The organism is Rhizobium sp. 18055 (genome assembly GCF_902706285.1).
Classification (GTDB): Bacteria; Pseudomonadota; Alphaproteobacteria; order Rhizobiales; family Rhizobiaceae; genus Rhizobium.
The window spans coordinates 100204-118898 of the sequence record NZ_CACSKD010000011.1; the positions used below are offsets into that span (position 1 = coordinate 100204).

The following is an 18695-nucleotide window of genomic DNA, read 5'->3' on the forward strand; positions in this document are numbered from 1 at the left end:
GTGACCCCAAGGGGCGGATGACCGGGCAAACGGCACACCGTTCCTCGAAAGCCTTACCGCTCCCAATAGGGCACCGGCCCATAGAGCTCCGCCAGATAATCGATGAACAACCGCACCTTCGCCGGCAGAAACTGCCGGCTGGGATAGACGGCCGACAGCGTCACATTGCGCGACCCCTCGTAGTCGGGCAGCACCTGCACCAGCCGCCCGCTCTTCAGCTCGGCACCGATATCCCAGGTCGAGCGCAGCGCGATGCCGAGCCCGGCAATCACCGCCTCGCGGATCACCTCGCTGGAATTGGTAATCAGCATCCCCTCCGGCCGGATCGACAGCGCGCCTTCCGGCCCCTCCAGCCGCCAGACGTCGTTGTTGTGCGCCGGCAGGCAGCGGTGCTGCTTCAGCGCCTCGATGCTTGCTGGAACGCCGTGCGCCGCCAGATAATCCGGCGAGGCGCAGAGCACGCGCCGCACCGGCGCCAGGCGCCGGGCGACGAGGCTGGAATCGGTCAGTTCGGCGATCCGGATGGCGAGGTCGAAACCGCCGCCGACGATGTCGCTGAACTCGTCGCTGAGCACCAGGTTGATGGCGAGATCCGGATGCGCCTCCATGAAAGCCTTGAGGTGCGGCGCGATATGCATGCGCCCAAACGAGGTCGGCGCCGAGACCTTCAGCGTCCCGTGCATCTGCGCCGAGCGGCCTGAGATGTAGAACTCCGCTTCCTCCAGCCCGGCCAGAATGCCGAGCACCCGGTCATAGAAACCCTGGCCCGCCTCGGTCAGCGAAATCTGCCGCGTCGTGCGCTGCAGCAGGCGCGTCCCCAGCCGGTCCTCCAGCCGCTTGATGCGCTTCGACACCACCGCCGGCGAAAACCCCAGCGCCCGGCCGGCCAGCGACATGCTGCCGGTTGCCGCAACCTTGGCAAAAATCTCGAGATCACCCAGATTGGTCATTGTGTGCGACACTTTCCCCTTTTGTCATAAGTGCTTAGCATTTGCCCCAGATCGGGGAAAGTGTTAAGCCGGAAGCCTCTGGAGACGCGGTGTAGCATGGAGGATGCAGCCGGTTTCTTGGTCGCCGGCGAAGGGAGGAGAGCCTGTGTCAGACACCATTCCGTTTCTCGCCCCGCGTGCCGATGTTCTGGCCCGCCGCCGCCAGATCGTCGCCGATCTGATCGACCTCTTGCCGCCCGAATGTCTGGTGCACCAGCCGCGCGAGCTGATGCCGTTCGAGACCGACGCCTTCGTCTCCTATCGCCGCGTCCCGCTTGCCGTCGCCCTGCCGCGCAGCACCGCTGAAGTATCGGCGGTGATGAAATACTGCCATCGCTACGGCATCCCCGTTATCCCGCGCGGCGCCGGCACCTCGCTGTCGGGCGGCGCCATCCCGCAGGAGGATGCGGTGGTCGTCTGCGTCTCGAAGATGAACCGCATCCTCGATCTCGATTTTCCCAACCGCGCCGCCGTGGTCGAGGCCGGCGTCACCAATCTCAACATCTCCGAAGCGGTCTCCGCCGACGGCTTTTTCTACGCGCCGGATCCGAGCTCGCAGCTTGCCTGCACCATCGGCGGCAATATCGGCATGAATTCCGGCGGCGCCCACTGCCTGAAATACGGCGTCACCACCAACAACCTGCTCGGCGTCAAGATGGTGCTGGTCGACGGCACGGTGATCGATCTCGGCGGCAAGGGGCTGGATGCCGGCGGCTACGATCTCCTCGGCCTCGTCTGCGGCCATGAAGGCCAGCTCGGCATCGTCACCGAGGCAACGGTGCGCCTGATCGCCAAGCCCGAGGGCGCGCGGCCTGTGCTGTTCGGCTTCGAGACATCGGAGCAGGCGGGCTCCTGCGTCGCCGATATCATTGCATCAGGCATCATCCCCGTCGCCATCGAGTTCATGGACAAGCCGGCGATCGAGATCTGCGAGTCCTTTGCCAAGGCCGGCTATCCGCTCGATGTCGGCGCGCTTTTGATCGTCGAGGTCGAGGGTTCGGAAGCCGAGATGGACGACATGCTGGGGAGCATCGTCGAGATAGCCCGCCGGCATCAGGTCAAGACCGTGCGCGAATGCCAGTCTGCCACCGAGGCGGCGCTGATCTGGAAGGGTCGCAAATCCGCCTTCGGCGCCACCGGCCGCATCGCCGATTACATCTGCATGGATGGCACCGTGCCGCTCAGCCAGCTCTCCTATGTGCTGGCTGAGACCTCCGAGATCATCGCCCGCTACGGCCTGCGCGTCGCCAATGTCTTCCACGCCGGCGATGGCAACATGCACCCGCTGATCCTGTTCAACGCCAATGACCCTGAAGAGGCCGCGAAGGCGGAAGCTGCCGGCATGGAAATCCTCAAGCTCTGCGTCGATGCCGGCGGTTGTCTGACTGGCGAGCACGGCGTCGGCATCGAGAAGCGCGACCTGATGCGGCATCAGTTTTCCGACGCCGATCTCGCTCAGCAGATGGCCGCCCGCGCCGCCTTCGATCCGGGCTGGCTGCTCAATCCGTCCAAGGTCTTCCCGCTCGAGGGACGCAGCTAGGCATGATCGACCTGTTTCCAACGACCGAAGAGGATGCCGCCGAGATTGTCCGCGCCCACGCCGCTACAGGCAAGGCAATGGCGATATCGGGCGGCAACACCCGCTCGGGCTTCGGGCAGGCGGTGACGGCACCAAGCCGCCTGCGCTCCACCAATCTCACCGGCATCGTCGCCTATAACCCCGGCGAGATGGTGCTGACTGCCCGCGCCGGCACGCCGCTTGCCCAGATCGAGGCGGCCCTGGCCGAAAACGGCCAGATGATGGCCTTCGAGCCGATGGATCACCGCCCGGTCATGGGCACATCGGGCGAGCCGACCATCGGCGGTGTCTTCGCCGCCAACGTCTCCGGCCCGCGCCGGCTGATATCGGGCGCTGCCCGCGACAGCCTGCTCGGCGTCCGCTTTGTCAATGGCCGCGGCGAGGCGATCAAGGCCGGCGGTCGGGTGATGAAGAACGTCACCGGCCTCGACCTCGCCAAGCTGATGGCCGGCTCGCACGGCACGCTCGGCTTCCTCACCGAAGTCACCTTTCGCGTGCCACCGCGCCCGAAGGCCGAACAGACCATCCTGATCTCCGGCCTCAACGACGCCGAAGCCGCCAACGCCATGGCGGCGGCAATGGCGATGACGGTCGAAGTCTCGGGCGCCGCCCACCTGCCGCTGACCGCCAGCTGGAAGTTCCTCGACAACACCCTGCCGCCGGGCGAAGCGACGGTGCTGCGCGTCGAGGGACTGCCGGCCTCGGTCGCTGTCCGGGCCGACAAGCTGGCGGCGGCAATGGAGGCCTTCGGCCCGATCGCCCGTCTCGATCGCAACGACAGCGCAAAACTCTGGCAGGAAATCCGCGACGTGCTGCCCTATGCCGACGGCACCCCGCGTCCGGTCTGGCGCGTCTCGGTGGCGCCCTCGATCGGCCACCAGCTGGTCGCAGCGTTGCGGCTGGAGACCGGCGTCGATGCATTTTACGACTGGCAGGGCGGTCTCGTCTGGATGCGGATGGAGGCCGATGCGGAAGCCGACCTGCTGCGCCGTTTCATCCACGCGCTGGGCGGCGGCCACGCCACGCTGATCCGGGCGCCGGAGCCGATGCGAGCCTCGCTCGCAGCGTTCGAACCGCAGCTCGATGCGGTGGCGATGCTGTCGGCGCGGCTGAAGGAGAAGTTCGATCCGGCTGGAATTTTCAATCCGGGGAAGATGGGGTGAGTTTGATGTTCTGCCGTGCCGCACGTCCCCCTCCGTCCAGCCGATCTCCCCTACAAGGGGGGAGATCGGCTGGACGCGGCCAAATTCTTTCTTCTTCTCCCCCACGGGGAGAAGGTGGCCCGAAGGGGCGGATGAGGGGGCGGCACGGCATGGCGCCAATTGCCCTGTCGCTTCCGCTCCGGGCGTTCGTCGCTTTCGCTCCTCGCCCCCCTCATCCGCCCTTTGGGCACCTTCTCCCCGCGGGGGAGAAGGGAAGGTCAGCCTAAATGCAAACCAACTTCACCCCCGCCCAACTCGCCGATCCGCACGTCGCCGCTTCCGAGCAGATCCTGCGCAAATGCGTCCATTGCGGCTTCTGCACCGCCACCTGTCCCACCTATATCACCCTCGGCAACGAGCTCGACAGCCCGCGCGGCCGAATCTACCTGATCAAGGACATGCTGGAGAATGGTCGCCCGGCCGATGCCGAAGTGGTCACCCATATCGACCGCTGTCTCTCCTGCCTCGCTTGCGTCACCACCTGTCCCTCCGGCGTCGATTACATGCATCTGGTCGATCACGCCCGCGCCCATATCGAAAACACCTACAGACGCCCGCTCATCGACCGCCTGACCCGCGCCATCCTTGCCGCCGTCCTGCCGTACCCCGGCCGCTTCCGCCTGGCGCTGCATCTGGCCCGCCTCGGCCGCCCGCTGGCGAAGGTCTTCAAGCGCCATCAGGCGCTCAAACCGTTCGCCGCCATGCTGGCGCTGGCACCTCGCAGACTGCCGCCGCCCACTGCCTACGCCACACCGGCAACCCACAAGCCGGCCGCGGAAAAACGCGGCCGCGTCGCCATCCTCACCGGCTGCGCCCAAAAAGTCCTTGACCCGGCGATCAACGAAGCGGCGATCCGGCTGCTGACGCGTGTCGGTGTCGAGGTGGTGGTGCCGAAAGGCGAGGCCTGCTGCGGTTCGCTGGTCCACCACATGGGACGCGAGCAGCAGGCCCTGGCGAGCGCCCAGGCCAATGTCGATGTCTGGACCCGCGAGATCGAGGCCGGTGGGCTCGACGCCATCATCATCACCGCGTCTGGCTGCGGCACGACGATCAAGGATTACGGCCACATGCTCAGGCTCGATCCGGCCTATGCGCAAAAGGCTGCCCGCGTTTCGGCGCTCGCCAGGGATGTCACCGAATATCTGGCAACGCTCGATCTGCCCGCCCACATGCCACGCGGCCTGACGGTCGCCTATCACTCGGCCTGCTCGATGCAGCACGGCCAGAAAATCACGGTGGCACCGAAGGCTTTGTTGAAGGCGGCGGGCTTCACCGTTCGCGATCCGGCAGAGGGGCATCTCTGCTGCGGCTCGGCCGGCACATACAACATCATGCAGCCCGACATTGCTGATACGCTGAAGGCCCGAAAGGTGAAAAACATCGAAGCCACCAGGCCCGACATCATCGCCACCGGCAATATCGGCTGTATCACCCAGATTGCGTCAGCCACGGAAATTCCCATCCTGCACACGGTCCAGTTGCTCGATTGGGCCTATGGCGGAGAAAAGCCAGAAAAATTTAAGGGTTTTGTCCTAGCGTGACGCAGCCGGATCGTCCGGCCGCATCTGGAGCTTAGCAATGCATCGTTTCTTCCTGGCGCTGACCGCTTTTCTTGGCGCCGCACAGGTGGCACACGCCGACAGCCGCTTTTTCTGTTCCGCCGACGACAAGGCCGTCCGGTTCACCGTCGAAAGCGGTTTCAAGGCAGAGCCTGGTCACGAACTCAATCATTTCCGGGGCGCACTGATCTTCAAGAACGAAACCGCACCCAAGCCGTTCGGCCGTATCACGCTCGATTCCGACAGCCTGACCAATCGCTGGTTGCATGGCGGCGAACTGCGGGTCGAAGTCTTGTATGATGGTGGCAAGGCAGCAGGCGGGCAGACAGTCAATCTGGCGATTTCCGCAGAACAGCCCGATGGCGCGACGGCTTTCTCCGGCGTTTACGATCTGGCGGTCGATGGCGGTGATGAACCTGTTGTGCTGAGCGGCAAGGTCAGCTGCGGCTCGAAGTAGAGCCATTCCGGCAAAAATGCCAGGCAGGGGCCCGTCTGCATTGGCGTTCAGGCGTTGCCGGAACCAAAAAAGGCGGCAGGAAAACCAGCCGCCTTTGTCTTCATTCAAGCGACAGGCTCAGCCGCCGAACAGCGTGCGCAACACGTCCACGCCGCGATCGTCGAACGCGACATTGCCCTGCTTGTTGCCGGGACCGACGACGATTACCTTGGCGCCGACAGGGACCCGGTCGTAAAGCTGGGAAATGTCGTCATTGACCATGCGGATGCAGCCGGACGACAGGTTGAGGCCGATCGTCCATGGCTGATTGGTGCCGTGGATGCGGAAGATCGTGTCGCGACCACCCTCATAGAGATACATGGCGCGGGCGCCGAGCGGATTGTCCGGGCCGCCTGGCTGTGAGGCCGGCAGGTTGTGGCCGGCGCGGGCCTCGCGGGCGCGCATCTCTGCCGGCGGTGTCCAGGTGGGCCACTCGGCCTTGCGGCCGATCTTCACCACGCCGGACCAGCCGAAGCCTTCGCGGCCGACGCCGATGCCGTAGCGCGTCGCCTTGTTGCGGCCTTCGACCAGATACAGATACTTGTTCACCGTATCGACGATGACGGTGCCGGGCGCTTCATCGGTGATGAGGCGGACGACACGCTTCTTGTATTGCGGCTTGATCTGTTGGCTGTGCTTGACGCCGCGAACGGCATCGGTTGCCGTCATGACGGGCTCAGCGCTGGCAACAGCCACCATGCTGGACATCGCAACGGCAGCGGCCGTCACGAGCAGTGACAATTTCTTCATTTCGATTCCCCTCTCAGGCACGATCGCCGGCAAGGCTAGTCGATTTGATCGGGATTTCAAGCTTAAGCAATCGTGAAAATGCAGTGACGGCGGCCAGGGTATCCCGGCCGCCGGCAAAAAACTCAGATGACGATGACGCGGGTGCCGACCTTGACGCGTTCGTAGAGATCGACGACGTCCTCGTTGCGCAGGCGGATGCAGCCCGAAGAGACGGCACTGCCGATCGTCCACGGCGCATTGGTGCCGTGGATGCGGTAGAGCGTCGAGCCGAGATACATGGCGCGGGCGCCGAGCGGGTTTTCAGGTCCGCCATCCATGCGCGCCGGCAGATAGTGGCCCTTGGCGGCCTCGCGGCCGATCATCTCCGAAGGCGGTGTCCAGTCCGGCCATTCCGCCTTGCGGCTCACCTTGTGCACGCCGGCCCACTCGAAGCCGGGCTTGCCGACGCCGACGCCGTAACGCCGCGCCTTGCCGCCGCCCATGACGAGATAGAGGAAGCGGTTGTTGGTATCGATGACGACGGTGCCGGGGGCTTCCTTCGTCTGGTACTCGACCATCTGCGGCAGGAACTGCGGCTCGATCCGGCCGCGTACGACGGGAATGCCGGGATTGATCGCCGAGACAGGCTGGGCGGCCGGCGCGCGACGCACCACGCGCGGCGCAAACAGGCCGCGCTGCTGCACCATGACAGGGCGCTGGTAGACGACGGGGCGAACATTGCCGCCGCCGAGCTGCATGATCCATGGGGCGGCGAGATCAGGGCTCAGCACCACGGGCGGGCGGGATACGTAACGGTCGTCGCCAAGGGCGGCCGTGGAAAAGACGCCGAGCAGGGCTGCGGCGAGCAAAACGGATTTCATCATCGGACGAACTCTCTACAATGGCCGAAAATGGACGGGCGGCATTCGCCACCTGCCAATCATGCTGCCACCCAGCCCGCCAGCGAATGGTAAATTCGCATTCATTAAAAGCCGAACCGGCGAATAAACTTTTCGTCAGGGTTATCGTTCGGTTTGGAAACAAGGTTTGCAAATGGTAAAGCCGGATTCGCAGCGGAAAAACAAAGCGGGCACATGAGCGAAACAGGCATCACCACCGGCGAAGACGGCAAGTCGCGTTGCCATTGGCATGGCAACCTGCCGGATTATCTGCGCTATCACGACGAGGAGTGGGGCCGCCCCGTCACCAGCGATATCCGCCTGTTCGAGAAGATCTGTCTGGAAGGTTTCCAGTCCGGCCTGTCGTGGCTGACCATCCTGCGCAAGCGCGACAATTTCCGCGCCGCCTTCGCCGGCTTCGATTTCGACAAGGTGGCGCTGTTCGGCGATGAGGATATCGAGCGCTGCGTCACCGATGCCGGCATCATCCGCCATCGCGGCAAGATCGTCTCGACCATCAACAATGCCAGGCGCGCCATCGAGATGCGCGAGGAATTCGGTTCGCTCGCCCATTACTTCTGGAGCCACGAGCCGGGTCACAATGAGCGGCCCAGGGTGGTCGATCGCGCCACCATCATGGCCAACCCGACGACACCCACCTCTGTCGCCATTTCCAAGAATCTGAAGAAGCGCGGCTGGACCTTTGTCGGCCCGACCACAGTTTACGCATTCATGCAGGCAATGGGTCTCGTCAACGATCACATCGAAGGCTGTTTCTGCCGTACCGAAGTAGAGGCGATGCGCGACGCATTGATACGTCCATGAAAAAACTGATGGGAATGGCCGCCGCCGGCGCACTGCTTGCGACCGCCGCATGGGCACAGACACCCGACCTGCAGCAGGGCGAGAAGCTGGAGAAGCTGCAGTTTCCGGCCGCGACGATGGAGCTGAAAGGCTGGACGAAATTCGGAAACAGCCGGGTCTACACGTTGCCGGTCAAGGCGGGTCAGCACGTGAAGATCGATTTCGCCACCAAGAGCAAGTTCGCCTACCTTGCGATCTTCGATCTTTCATCGCCCGACGACGAGGCGATCTTCGGCACCGACGAGGACGGCGAGAGCTACAACACCACGATCAAGCAGGACACCACCTGGCTGCTGCGGCCCTATTATTCGAAGGCCTCGCCGCGCCGCGGCCTCGGCGCGCACTACAGCATCATGGTCGAGCCGAAGCCGGCATCGGCAGCACCCGAAACACCGGCGCCGGCACCTGCCGATGAAAGCAAGCCGTCACCGCTGTTCCCGCCGCGCCAGTAGCAGCCTCTCAGTCGAGGCTGTCGATCACCCCACGCAGCTCGCCAATATGCTCGATCTTGCGAAACCGCGGCGCCTCTTTGGGCTCCTCGACATGCTCGAGCACCCAGGTCAGTTCGTGCGGCACGAACACACCGTAGCTACCGGCGGCAATCGCCGGCACGATGTCCGATTTCAGCGAGTTCCCCACCATCATCGCCCGCTCCGGCCCGCCGCCGATCTTGGAAAAGATCCGGCGATAGGTGACGGCCGTCTTGCCGGAAACGATCTCCACCGCATGGAAGAAATCGCCAAGGCCCGATTGCGCCAGCTTGCGCTCCTGGTCGAACAGGTCGCCCTTGGTGATCATCACCAGCAGATAAGTCTCTGCCAGTGCCGCCAGCGTCTCACGCACGTGCGGCAGCGTCTCGACAGGATGCGAGAGCAGATCCCGGCCGGTATCGAGGATCTGGGCAATCACCGAAGCCGGCACCTTGCCCTCGGTAATCTCGATCGCCGTTTCGATCATCGACAGCGTGAAGCCTTTGATACCGAAGCCGTAATGCTGGAGATTGCGTTTCTCGGCATCGAGCAGCCGCTCCGAAATCACCGTTCCCTCGGCGAAATCGGCGAGCAGTTCGGTGAAGTGCGTTTCCGTCAGCCGGTAGAACTGTTCGTTCTGCCAGAGCGTGTCGTCGGCATCGAAGCCGATCGTCGTCAGCGTGCGGGTCGTCATCGGCGCACTCTCTTGTTTGCCGGGAAACAATTAGGCGTCCGGCGCCATTGCGGCAAGGGATAGCGTTATCGAGAGACGATGGCGCCGATGCAGCGCGGCCGCGAAAACGCCGTTGCACGACGTTCTGATAGGTCCGAACATCTCAAAGACGGTGATGTTTTGCGGCACCTGCAACCGGGAAAGATCGGTGATGGCGTTGAAACCGGATCGCCGCGGCTTATGTCTGCAGGGTTTCCTTTCCGCTGCAATCGCGGCCTGTCCGCCTGCGGCTCAAAAATCATAGAACCGGGGTTCACACATCCGTCGGCAGATGCCCGCGGCCTCAACCAGGGAAATTTCGATCATGCGTTACAATCAACTTGGAAATACCGGCCTGTTCGTCTCCGAGATCTGCCTGGGCACCATGACCTTCGGGGCTGCGGGCGAGGGTAGCACCTGGGGTGCAATCGCCGATGTCGATCAAAAGTCCGCCGATGCGATCGTCGAGCGGTCGCTGGCGGCAGGCGTCAATTTCATCGACACCGCCGACGTCTATTCGTTCGGAGAGTCCGAAAAGCTGCTCGGCCAGTCGCTGAAAAACCTCGGTGTTCCCCGCAAGGACGTCGTCATTGCCACCAAGGTCTACGGCGTCATGGGCGACAAGCCGAACGACCGCGGTGCTTCCCGCGGCCACATCATGGATTCCGTCGAGGCCAGCCTGAAGCGGCTGCAGACCGATCACATCGACCTCTACCAGATCCACGCCACCGATACCGTCACTCCGATCGACGAGACGCTGCGAGCGCTTGACGATCTCGTCACCCGCGGTCTCGTCCGCTATGTCGGCGTCTCCAACTGGCAGGCCTGGCGCATCGCCAAGGCGCTCGGCATCTCGGAACGCCGCGGTTTCGCCCGCTTCGAGACCGTGCAGGCCTACTACTCGATCGCCGGCCGCGATCTCGAGCGCGACATCGTGCCGATGATGAACGAGGAAAAGCTCGGCCTGATGGTCTGGTCGCCGCTGGCAGGCGGTCTGCTCTCCGGCAAGTATGGTCCCGGCGCCCCCGGCAACGGCGAAGGCCGCCGCGCCAGCTTCGATTTCCCGCCCGTCGACAAGGACAAGGCTTGGGCCTGCGTCGCCGTGATGCGTGAGATCGCCGAAAAGCACGGCGTCAGCGTCGCCACCGTGGCGCTCGCCTACATCCTTGCCAAGCCCTTCGTGACGACGGTGATTATTGGTGCCAAGCGCGTCGAGCAGCTCGATCAGAACCTCGCCGCCGTGTCGCTGAAGCTCGATGCCGGCGACATGAAGAAGCTGGACGAGGTCAGCGAACTGGCGCCGGAGTATCCCGGCTGGATGCTCTCCCGCCAGGGTGCCGGACGCCGGCCCGCACCGTTCGAGCCCAAGGGCTGACGCTCGTTCGACCACGCACGGAACGGCAGGACGCCGGAGACAATCTCCGGCGTCCTGCCTCCTGCATGATCGGCGTGACTACTTGCCGTGCGCCTTCAGCCAGGCCTGCATATCGGCAATCTCGGCCTCCTGCGCCTTGATCACGCCCTCGGCCAGCTTGCGCAGCTCCGGGTCCTTTCCGTATTGCAGCTCGATTTTTGCCATATCGATGGCGCCCTGATGATGCGGGATCATGCCGCGCACGAAATCCGTGTCGGCATCTCCGCTATAGGTGATCATCATGTCCCGGTGCATCTTGCTGTTGGCCTCGGTAAAAGCCCGGCTTGACGGGCTGTGGTCCCCCATCGGCATGCTCATATCCATCGGCTTGTCCTCTGCATGAGCGGGGAGGGCAGGCAGCGTGAGGCTGGCGGCAAGAGTGGTGGAGAGGATTGCGGCAAAGGCTAATGTTTTCAAAGACATGGGATGTCCTTCCTGTGTCTGACAAGAAATCTTCAACGCGGCACATGCCGCGCTGGCGCAAGATCGGTTGTCAGTTCAGCCGGGGAGGCGGTGCCAGCGGTGCCGGCCGGGCGCCCGGAAAGGCATGCGAATTGGCAGGCGCGGGATAGGAAAACACCTGCCGGCCTTCCGCCTGGATATCGATGACAGGCGGCACGACAAGGCAGGCGGAACAGAGTGGCATATGCACCATGCCGCCGGCGGCGCACGGGTCTTTTGCAGGCGCCGCGCGTGCAGCACCCATCTCCATGCCCGCAATGTGGTGATGCTGCGCATCTGCGCCATGATCGACGCTTGCGATCTGGTTCATCGACGCGCACATCGGACACCCCGCCCACGCGGACATGGTCCCGTAGACGAGCCAGGCAAACATCATCGTGACGATCGCAATGGGGCGCATCCGCTCAACATAGGCATTGCAACGCCGATGCCAAGCCACGCGGCCGCATTATCCGAGCTTTGCAGCCTTGCGTAACGCATCATTGATCCGCCCCTGCCAGCCCTTGCCGGTGGCCTTGAAGGCATCGATCACGTCAGGATCGAGCCGCAACGAAATCTGCCGCTTCGGCTTTTCCACCACCGGCCGCCCGCGAGCGCGCCGGATGCCTTCGGCCAGTTCGGGGAACACCTCGGCAAACGGGCGGGCATTCCTGAAATCCTCGGCTGTCCATTCGGGATTGTCGGAAACATCATCCCAATCCTCTTTGGAATATCCGCGCCCTTCCTTGAATTCGACCTGCAATTCAGTCTTCTTCACTGTCATCCACCAACCTCCGTTCGCTCTTGCGTGCCGGCCGCATGGAAATGATCGAGATCCCTTCCGAGCCGAGTGTTGCAAAAATCACCGCGATAGACCCATCGGCAAAACGCCCGATCGCCATGATCCGTCCCTGCTTTGCCGGACGCAGCACGGCACCGAGAAAGAACCCATCATCGAGATCGGCAAAGTCGAGACCGTGCTTGTCGAGGTTCGCCAGCCGCTTCGGTTCATCCCAGACAATCTTCATCACGAGAATACCGCAAATTAAAAGTGATACAATAAATCTTTGATTGCATCACGATATCTTGCAATTCAGTGGCTCGCAATCACTCGGTGGACGATCTGGTAATCGGCACTTTCCTCGCCGATCGGTACCACCGGCCACGACCAGCCTGCTTGCGCATCCGGTAACGGGACGCCGTGCAGAAGATCGACCTCCTCCTGCGTTGCGCCATTGCGGTCGATCACCGCGTAGGAGATATCCGTCAGCAGGCAGGTCTTGAACGGCATGCCTGAAAGACCCGACAGATGCGCCGCGATCAGCTGTTCGACGGTATCGTCGGGCATCCCCGCCGGTGCAGCCTCGAAACGCCGCTGCACGCCGCGGCCGATCTGCGACAACAGGTTGGCGGAAACCACGAAGTCGAGATAGGGCACGTTGCGAAGAAAGCTCAGCGGCTCGGCCACCTTGCCCGCAGCCAGATCGTCATAGCCCGAAAGATCCCGCTCGATCAGCCGGACATTGCGATAGGCCTTCGCCTTCATCCGCAGCCGCACCGAGGCGACATGCACGAGATCGATCAGCACGACCGTATCGAACGCCGCCGCCAGTTCCCGGATCGGGACGTCGCGCAGCAGCCCGGAGCCGAGCACGACAGCCGTCCGCTTCTGCCGAAGACCGGCCATTGCCTTCAGAATGGCGCTCCGGCTGTTGGCCTCGTGCTCCGCCCACTGCCGGCTGCAGCGCCCGGCGCGCGACCAGAGATTGACGGAATAGCGGATATATTTGCGATGTTCCTTGAGGGTTGTGGGGAGGGTTGCGGCGTAAAGCAGGGCTTCTGCGATCATGTCTAATCGACGCGACGGTTTACGTCTTCAATGCCCAATCCGGGTCGCTCTTGTCGAGGCTGTCGAGCTCCGCTTCTGCCGCTTCCATTTCCGCGACGTCCTCGAGATATTGCTCGATGACTTCAAACGCATAGGTCTCGACCGACATCTCGGCCTCGGCGGCATGGGCGCTGAACACCCGATACGACTCTTCCGACAATTCGATGGTGATACGCGTACCCATGATCAAATCCTCTGTTGATAGCGGATAATAGCAGTCCGCCGCCGCGTTCGCCAGCCACCACCCTTGCCGCATTCCCGCCAATCCGCTAGGAAACCGCCACTGTCACACTGAGCGGAAGACCTTGGAAATGAACGACAAGCAGAAGAAACCACAAAAGCTCAAGGCCAGACTTCCCCGCGGCTTCGTCGATCGTTCGGCCAGCGATATTCGCGCCGTCAACGAGATGACCGCGAAGATCCGCGAAGTCTACGAGCATTATGGTTTCGATCCTGTGGAAACGCCGCTGTTCGAATACACCGATGCGCTCGGCAAGTTCCTGCCCGACGCCGATCGTCCGAACGAAGGCGTCTTCTCGCTGCAGGATGACGACGACCAGTGGATGTCGCTGCGCTACGACCTGACGGCGCCGCTCGCCCGCCATGTCGCCGAGAATTTCAACGAGATCCAGCTGCCCTACCGCACCTATCGCGCCGGCTATGTCTTCCGCAACGAAAAGCCCGGCCCCGGCCGCTTCCGCCAGTTCATGCAGTTCGACGCCGATACCGTTGGCGCGCCCGGCGTGCAGGCCGATGCCGAAATGTGCATGATGATGGCCGATACGCTGGAAGCGCTCGGCATCAAGCGCGGCGATTACGTCATCCGCGTCAACAACCGCAAGGTTTTGGACGGTGTTCTGGAGGCCATCGGTCTTGGTGGGGATGACAAGGCCGGCCAGCGTCTGAACGTGCTGCGTGCCATCGACAAGCTCGACAAGTTCGGATCGGAAGGCGTGCGGTTACTGCTCGGCCCCGGCCGCACGGACGATTCTGGAGACTTCACCAAGGGTGTTGGCTTGGGGTCAGATGAGATCGATATCGTACTAAATTGGGTTAAGAGTACAGAACATGCGGACCTGTTGTCCTTCGGCGCACAAGTTCTTGATAACGATACTGCTAAGGCGGGTTATGACGAACTTGATATGATGCATAAGCTCTTTGAAGCAGCCGGCTACGGCCCAGACCGCATCAAGATCGACCCCTCCGTCGTCCGCGGCCTCGAATACTACACCGGGCCGGTCTACGAAGCCGAACTCACCTTCGACGTCACCAACGAAAAGGGCGAAAAGGTCGTCTTCGGCTCGGTCGGCGGCGGCGGTCGTTATGATGGTCTGGTGTCCCGCTTCATGGGTCAGCCGGTGCCGGCCACCGGCTTCTCGATCGGTGTCTCGCGCCTGATGACGGCGCTGAAGAACCTTGGCAAGCTCGGCCAGAGCAAGGTCATCGAACCGGTTCTCGTCACCGTCATGGATGGCGATGTCGATGCCATGGGCCGCTACCAGCGCCTCACCCAGGAACTGCGCAAGGCCGGCATCCGCGCCGAAATGTACCAGGGCAACTGGAAGAAGTTCGGCAACCAGCTGAAATACGCCGACCGCCGAGGCTGCCCCGTCGCCATCATCCAGGGCGGCGACGAGCGCGCCACGGGCGTGGTGCAGATCAAGGACCTGATCGAGGGCAAGCGCCTCTCCGGCGAGATCGACGACAATGCCAGCTGGCGCGAAGCCCGCGTCGCTCAGGAAACCGTTGCCGAGGCCGATCTGGTCGCCAAGGTGAAGGAAATTCTGGCCGCGCAGGCGGAGGATCGGGCGAGGGCGGCGGATGGTTATTCTGTCGCCTATGATCCTAACCAAGTCGGTGACACTGATGACCGCGATTGATGGAGATCTTCCCTTCTCCCCTCGGGGAGAAGGTGGCCCGAAGGGTCGGATGAGGGGGCGGCAGGGCAGAAGCTGTCCTTCGCTCTCCGCTCAGGACATTCGTCGTTTAAACTCCTCATCCCCCTCATCTGCCCTGTCGGGCATCTTCTCCCCGCTGGGGAGAAGAGGGAGCCGCACCCCATGCCCCTGATCAACCTCCCGGATTTCTCCCCCGATCTCCTGGCCGAGTTTACCGCCCGCCGCACCGAGCGCGTCGACACGCCCGTCATCCAGCCGGCCGAGCCGTTCCTCGATATCGCCGGCGAGGATTTGCGCCGCCGCATCTTCATGACCGAGAGCGAGACCGGCGCCAGTCTCTGCCTGCGGCCGGAATTCACCATTCCCGTCTGCCTGCGCCACATCGAAGGCGCCATGGGCACGCCGAAGCGCTATTCCTATCTCGGCGAGGTGTTCCGCCAGCGCCGCGAGGGCGGCAATGAGTTCTATCAGGCCGGCATCGAGGATCTCGGCGATATCAACATCTCCAGCGCCGATGCCCGCGCCGTCAGCGACGCCACCGGCATCCTGAAGCGCCTGCTGCCCGGCAAGCGCCTGTCCGTCACGCTTGGTGATCAGGCGGTGTTCGAAGCCGTCGTCCAGGCGCTCGGCTTGCCGCTCGGCTGGCAGAAGCGGCTGATCCATGCCTTCGGCAACATGGCCCATCTCGAAGCGCTGCTCGCCAGCCTCGTCAGCCCGCAATTCGTCACCGGGCTGGAAGACGATGTTGCCCGCCTCGTCAGCGCCGATGATGACGCGGCCCTGATCGCCCATATCGACAACACCATGCAGGCCACCGGCTATTCCACCAATGCCAGCCGCTCGCCACAGGAAATCGCCCGCCGCCTCAGGGAAAAGCTGATCCTGTCGGAAACCCGCCTCGATGACGCGGCCTTCCGGGTGCTGCAGGAGTTCCTGTCGCTCAACGTGCCGCTGATCAACGCCTCGGCCGCGCTTTCAGGCTTTGCCGATGCCGCCGGCCTCAGGCTCGGCAATGCGCTGTCGCGTTTCGACGGCCGCGTCGCGGCGCTCGCCAATGCCGGCGTCGATCTGGCAACGATCAGCTATCGTGCCGCCTTCGGTCGTCCGCTGGATTATTACACCGGCCTCGTCTTCGAAGTCGGCGTCGCGGGCTCCGATGCGGTGCTCGCCGGTGGCGGTCGCTTCGACAAGCTGATGGCCTTCCTTGGCGCCAAAGAGCGCATCCCGGCGGTCGGCTTCGCGCTGTGGCTGGATCGCATCGAAACCGAGAGGTCCGCCTGATGACCATCACCATCGCGCTGCCCTCCAAGGGCCGGATGAAGGACGACGCTTCGGCGATCTTCGAACGCGCCGGCATGACCATCACTGCCGTCGGCAACGACCGCTCCTATCGTGGCCGCGTCGAGGGTTGGGATGATGTCGAGGTCGCCTTCCTGTCGGCGTCGGAGATTTCCAAGGAGCTCGGCAACGGCACCGTCGATTTCGGCGTCACCGGCGAAGACCTGATCCGCGAAGGTCTGGCGGAAGCCGACAAGCGCGTCGAATTCTGCGCCCGCCTTGGCTTCGGCCATGCCGATGTCATCGTCGCCGTGCCGGAGATCTGGCTCGATGTCGATACCATGGCCGATCTCGGCGATGTCGCCGCCGATTTCCGCACCCGCCACGGCCGCCGCCTGACGATCGCCACCAAATACTGGCGGCTGACGCAGCAGTTCTTCTCGAGCCAGCACGGCATCCAGCTCTATCGCATCGTCGAGAGCCTTGGGGCCACCGAAGGCGCGCCGGCATCGGGGTCAGCCGATGTCATCGTCGATATCACCTCGACCGGCTCGACGCTGCGCGCCAACCATTTGAAGATCCTGACGGATGGCGTCATCCTGAAGTCGCAGGCCTGCCTGGTGCGCGCCCGCAAGGATAGCCACGCCGCCGAACCCTCCGTCGCAAGGCTGATCGAAGCCGTCCGCGCGTCGCTCTGATATGGCGGGCGAAGACGACGACATCATCACCCTCTATGAGCGCCACGCGCTGGCCTTCGACGAAGCGCGCGGCCGCACCCTGTTCGAACAGCCGTGGCTCGATCGCTTCACGGCGCTGGTCGCCCGTCGCGGCGATGTTCTCGACCTTGGCTGTGGCGGCGCCGAGCCGATGGCCTCAAGCCTGATCCGCGACGGCTTCCGCGTCACCGGCGTCGATGCCTCGGAAACCCTGATCGGCCTCTGCCGCCAGCGTTTTCCCGATCGCTCCTGGTTCGTCTCCGACATGCGGACATTCTCGCTGCCGATGAAATACGACGGCATCCTCGCCTGGCACAGCTTCTTCCACCTGAACCAGAACGATCAGCGGGCCATGTTCCCGCGCTTTGCAGCCCTTGCCGCACCCGGTGCGGCGCTGATGTTCACGGCAGGCCATTTCGAAGGCGAGGCGATGGGCGAGTTCGCCGGCGAGCCGCTCTATCACGCCAGCCTGTCGACCGAGGAATACACCGCACTGCTCGAGGAAAACGGCTTTGCCGTCGTCGCCCATGTGATGCAGGATCGCCAATGCGGCGGCGCCACCATCTGGCTGGCAAAGCGGATCTCGTAACACCCTGGAGCTTCCGACGAACCGGAGCGGCGACCAACGCCGTTAGGCGCGCGCCACGATGATATGCGCCTGAATGTTTCCGGAGACCGGGCCTTCGCCATAAGCCTCCAGGATCGCATCGGTGGCGCGGTCGGTAACGGTGTTCAGCGCTTTCGGGTCGCGGGCTTCGATCTCGCTGCGCAACGGCGTTCCGTGGCAGTAGGCCAGCGCGGCGGTGTGCGCATCCGCAGCGCTGCTTTGATGTTGAAGCGTGATGATATCGACGGTGGTGAAGCCCGATGCCCGCAAATCCGCTTCGATCAACGCGACATCGTGATAGCCATGCGGCGTTCGGGAGAGGAACCGCGGCGGATCGTCCGGAAAAATGGCACGTGCCGCATCCGTCACGATGCGGGCGAAATCATTTTCCTCGATGCGATCCCATACATTGAAGATAAAACGACCGTGACGCTTCAGAACGCGAAGCGCCTCGCGATAGCCGGCGATCCGGTCAGGGAAGAACATCGCGCCAAACTGACAGGCAACGGCATCAAAGCTTTCGGGATCGAACGGCAGCCGCAGCGCGTCTGCCTGCTGCCACACAATACGCTTGTCCGCGCCTTGCCGGGCCGCTGCCCGGTCGAGCATCGGCTGGTTGAGGTCGCTAACGATGTAGCTGGCGTTCGGAGCGAGCAGCGGCGCCAGCGCACGGGCCACGACGCCTGTTCCCGCTGCTGTTTCAAGCACGCGGGTAGGGGCCGCATCTGCGACCCGTCGGGCGATGTCGGATGCATAGGCCTCAAAGATGAGCGGCACCATGTAGGTGTCGTAAATTTCCGGGATCGATCCGACGAAAAGCTTGTCCACAGCAGGCATGGGTGATGATCCTGTCGCGCCTCAGGCTCCAATGGGCAATCATACATCTTTGGAGCGTTCGGCGCCATCGCCTGATACCGCACACCCCGGGCGGCACGGTTCTTCTGCCTGCGATAC

22 protein-coding genes are annotated in these 18695 nt (G+C 63.3%); 11 read left to right on the plus strand and 11 right to left on the minus strand.

What is annotated here, in order from left to right; all coding sequences use genetic code 11:
- Positions 1 to 53 precede the first annotated feature (53 nt).
- Entirely contained in the window at positions 54 to 950 is an 897-nt protein-coding gene (locus GVL52_RS18950) for a LysR family transcriptional regulator (protein WP_160009962.1), read from the minus strand.
- Positions 951 to 1095: 145 nt separating this feature from the next.
- Here GVL52_RS18950 and GVL52_RS18955 point away from each other — a divergent pair, with 145 nt between their 5' ends.
- From GVL52_RS18955 to GVL52_RS18970, 4 genes are all read left to right on the plus strand, one after another.
- On the plus strand, positions 1096 to 2529 hold the full coding sequence (locus GVL52_RS18955) for an FAD-linked oxidase C-terminal domain-containing protein (protein ID WP_160009964.1): 1434 nt from the start codon (positions 1096 to 1098) through the stop codon (positions 2527 to 2529).
- Between the two features lie 2 nt (positions 2530 to 2531).
- Positions 2532 to 3731: a glycolate oxidase subunit GlcE gene (glcE, locus tag GVL52_RS18960; RefSeq protein ID WP_160009966.1), complete on the plus strand. Its 1200-nt coding sequence runs from the start codon at positions 2532 to 2534 to the stop codon at positions 3729 to 3731.
- A gap of 266 nt (positions 3732 to 3997) precedes the next feature.
- Positions 3998 to 5311: a glycolate oxidase subunit GlcF gene (gene glcF / locus GVL52_RS18965; RefSeq protein ID WP_160009968.1), complete on the plus strand. Its 1314-nt coding sequence runs from the start codon at positions 3998 to 4000 to the stop codon at positions 5309 to 5311.
- A gap of 37 nt (positions 5312 to 5348) precedes the next feature.
- Positions 5349 to 5786 carry a hypothetical protein gene (locus GVL52_RS18970; protein WP_160009970.1) on the plus strand — a complete coding sequence of 146 codons (438 nt, stop codon included), beginning with the start codon at positions 5349 to 5351 and terminating at the stop codon, positions 5784 to 5786.
- A 117-nt stretch (positions 5787 to 5903) separates the two neighbouring features.
- On the opposite strand, the gene GVL52_RS18975 is transcribed toward GVL52_RS18970, so the two are convergent.
- Both GVL52_RS18975 and GVL52_RS18980 read right to left on the minus strand, forming a co-directional pair.
- Positions 5904 to 6575: a L,D-transpeptidase gene (locus GVL52_RS18975; RefSeq protein WP_160009972.1), complete on the minus strand. Its 672-nt coding sequence runs from the start codon at positions 6573 to 6575 to the stop codon at positions 5904 to 5906.
- A gap of 122 nt (positions 6576 to 6697) precedes the next feature.
- A complete protein-coding gene (locus tag GVL52_RS18980) occupies positions 6698 to 7438 on the minus strand; it encodes a L,D-transpeptidase (RefSeq protein ID WP_160009974.1) in 741 nt (246 codons plus the stop codon).
- 210 nt (positions 7439 to 7648) lie between these two features.
- On the opposite strand from GVL52_RS18980, the gene GVL52_RS18985 reads away from it, so the two are divergent.
- Together GVL52_RS18985 and GVL52_RS18990 are read left to right on the plus strand one after the other, a co-directional pair.
- Positions 7649 to 8278: a DNA-3-methyladenine glycosylase I gene (locus tag GVL52_RS18985; RefSeq protein ID WP_160009976.1), complete on the plus strand. Its 630-nt coding sequence runs from the start codon at positions 7649 to 7651 to the stop codon at positions 8276 to 8278.
- Positions 8275 to 8769: a hypothetical protein gene (locus GVL52_RS18990; protein WP_160009978.1), complete on the plus strand. Its 495-nt coding sequence runs from the start codon at positions 8275 to 8277 to the stop codon at positions 8767 to 8769. Before GVL52_RS18985 ends, GVL52_RS18990 begins: the two co-directional genes overlap by 4 nt.
- Positions 8770 to 8776: 7 nt before the next feature.
- Here the strand turns inward: GVL52_RS18990 and GVL52_RS18995 are convergent, their stop codons facing one another.
- The gene (locus GVL52_RS18995; protein WP_160009980.1) at positions 8777 to 9481 is read right to left on the minus strand and encodes an HAD family hydrolase; all 705 of its coding nucleotides are present in this window, start codon (positions 9479 to 9481) and stop codon (positions 8777 to 8779) included.
- Positions 9482 to 9824: 343 nt separating this feature from the next.
- Here GVL52_RS18995 and GVL52_RS19000 point away from each other — a divergent pair, with 343 nt between their 5' ends.
- A complete protein-coding gene (locus GVL52_RS19000) occupies positions 9825 to 10874 on the plus strand; it encodes an aldo/keto reductase (protein ID WP_160009982.1) in 1050 nt (349 codons plus the stop codon).
- A gap of 78 nt (positions 10875 to 10952) precedes the next feature.
- Here GVL52_RS19000 and GVL52_RS19005 read toward each other — a convergent pair whose 3' ends face one another.
- The 6 genes from GVL52_RS19005 to GVL52_RS19030 all read right to left on the minus strand — a co-directional run bounded on the left by GVL52_RS19005 (position 10953) and on the right by GVL52_RS19030 (position 13426).
- Complete coding sequence (locus GVL52_RS19005; RefSeq protein WP_160009984.1) at positions 10953 to 11336, minus strand: DUF305 domain-containing protein; 384 nt, start codon at positions 11334 to 11336, stop codon at positions 10953 to 10955.
- Positions 11337 to 11406: 70 nt separating this feature from the next.
- Entirely contained in the window at positions 11407 to 11685 is a 279-nt protein-coding gene (locus tag GVL52_RS19010) for a hypothetical protein (RefSeq protein ID WP_306440365.1), read from the minus strand.
- A 138-nt stretch (positions 11686 to 11823) separates the two neighbouring features.
- Positions 11824 to 12138, minus strand: coding sequence for a BrnA antitoxin family protein (locus tag GVL52_RS19015; RefSeq protein ID WP_160009988.1), 315 nt, complete (start codon positions 12136 to 12138; stop codon positions 11824 to 11826).
- Complete coding sequence (locus GVL52_RS19020; protein WP_160009990.1) at positions 12119 to 12382, minus strand: BrnT family toxin; 264 nt, start codon at positions 12380 to 12382, stop codon at positions 12119 to 12121. The genes GVL52_RS19015 and GVL52_RS19020 overlap by 20 nt, the downstream gene beginning before the upstream one ends.
- Before the next feature lie 65 nt (positions 12383 to 12447).
- Positions 12448 to 13203: a hypothetical protein gene (locus GVL52_RS19025; RefSeq protein WP_160009992.1), complete on the minus strand. Its 756-nt coding sequence runs from the start codon at positions 13201 to 13203 to the stop codon at positions 12448 to 12450.
- 19 nt (positions 13204 to 13222) lie between these two features.
- Entirely contained in the window at positions 13223 to 13426 is a 204-nt protein-coding gene (locus GVL52_RS19030; protein WP_160009994.1) for a hypothetical protein, read from the minus strand.
- A gap of 127 nt (positions 13427 to 13553) precedes the next feature.
- Between GVL52_RS19030 and hisS the strand changes: the two genes are divergently transcribed.
- From hisS to GVL52_RS19050, 4 genes are all read left to right on the plus strand, one after another.
- Entirely contained in the window at positions 13554 to 15122 is a 1569-nt protein-coding gene (hisS, locus tag GVL52_RS19035; protein WP_160009996.1) for a histidine--tRNA ligase, read from the plus strand.
- Between the two features lie 180 nt (positions 15123 to 15302).
- Positions 15303 to 16421, plus strand: coding sequence for an ATP phosphoribosyltransferase regulatory subunit (locus GVL52_RS19040; protein ID WP_160009998.1), 1119 nt, complete (start codon positions 15303 to 15305; stop codon positions 16419 to 16421).
- Positions 16421 to 17116: an ATP phosphoribosyltransferase gene (gene hisG / locus GVL52_RS19045; RefSeq protein ID WP_160010000.1), complete on the plus strand. Its 696-nt coding sequence runs from the start codon at positions 16421 to 16423 to the stop codon at positions 17114 to 17116. Before GVL52_RS19040 ends, hisG begins: the two co-directional genes overlap by 1 nt.
- A 1-nt stretch (position 17117) precedes the next feature.
- On the plus strand, positions 17118 to 17723 hold the full coding sequence (locus GVL52_RS19050) for a class I SAM-dependent methyltransferase (protein WP_160010002.1): 606 nt from the start codon (positions 17118 to 17120) through the stop codon (positions 17721 to 17723).
- 42 nt (positions 17724 to 17765) lie between these two features.
- Here the strand turns inward: GVL52_RS19050 and GVL52_RS19055 are convergent, their stop codons facing one another.
- Positions 17766 to 18578, minus strand: a complete 813-nt coding sequence (locus tag GVL52_RS19055) for a class I SAM-dependent methyltransferase (RefSeq protein WP_160010004.1) — start codon at positions 18576 to 18578, stop codon at positions 17766 to 17768.
- Positions 18579 to 18695 lie beyond the last annotated feature (117 nt).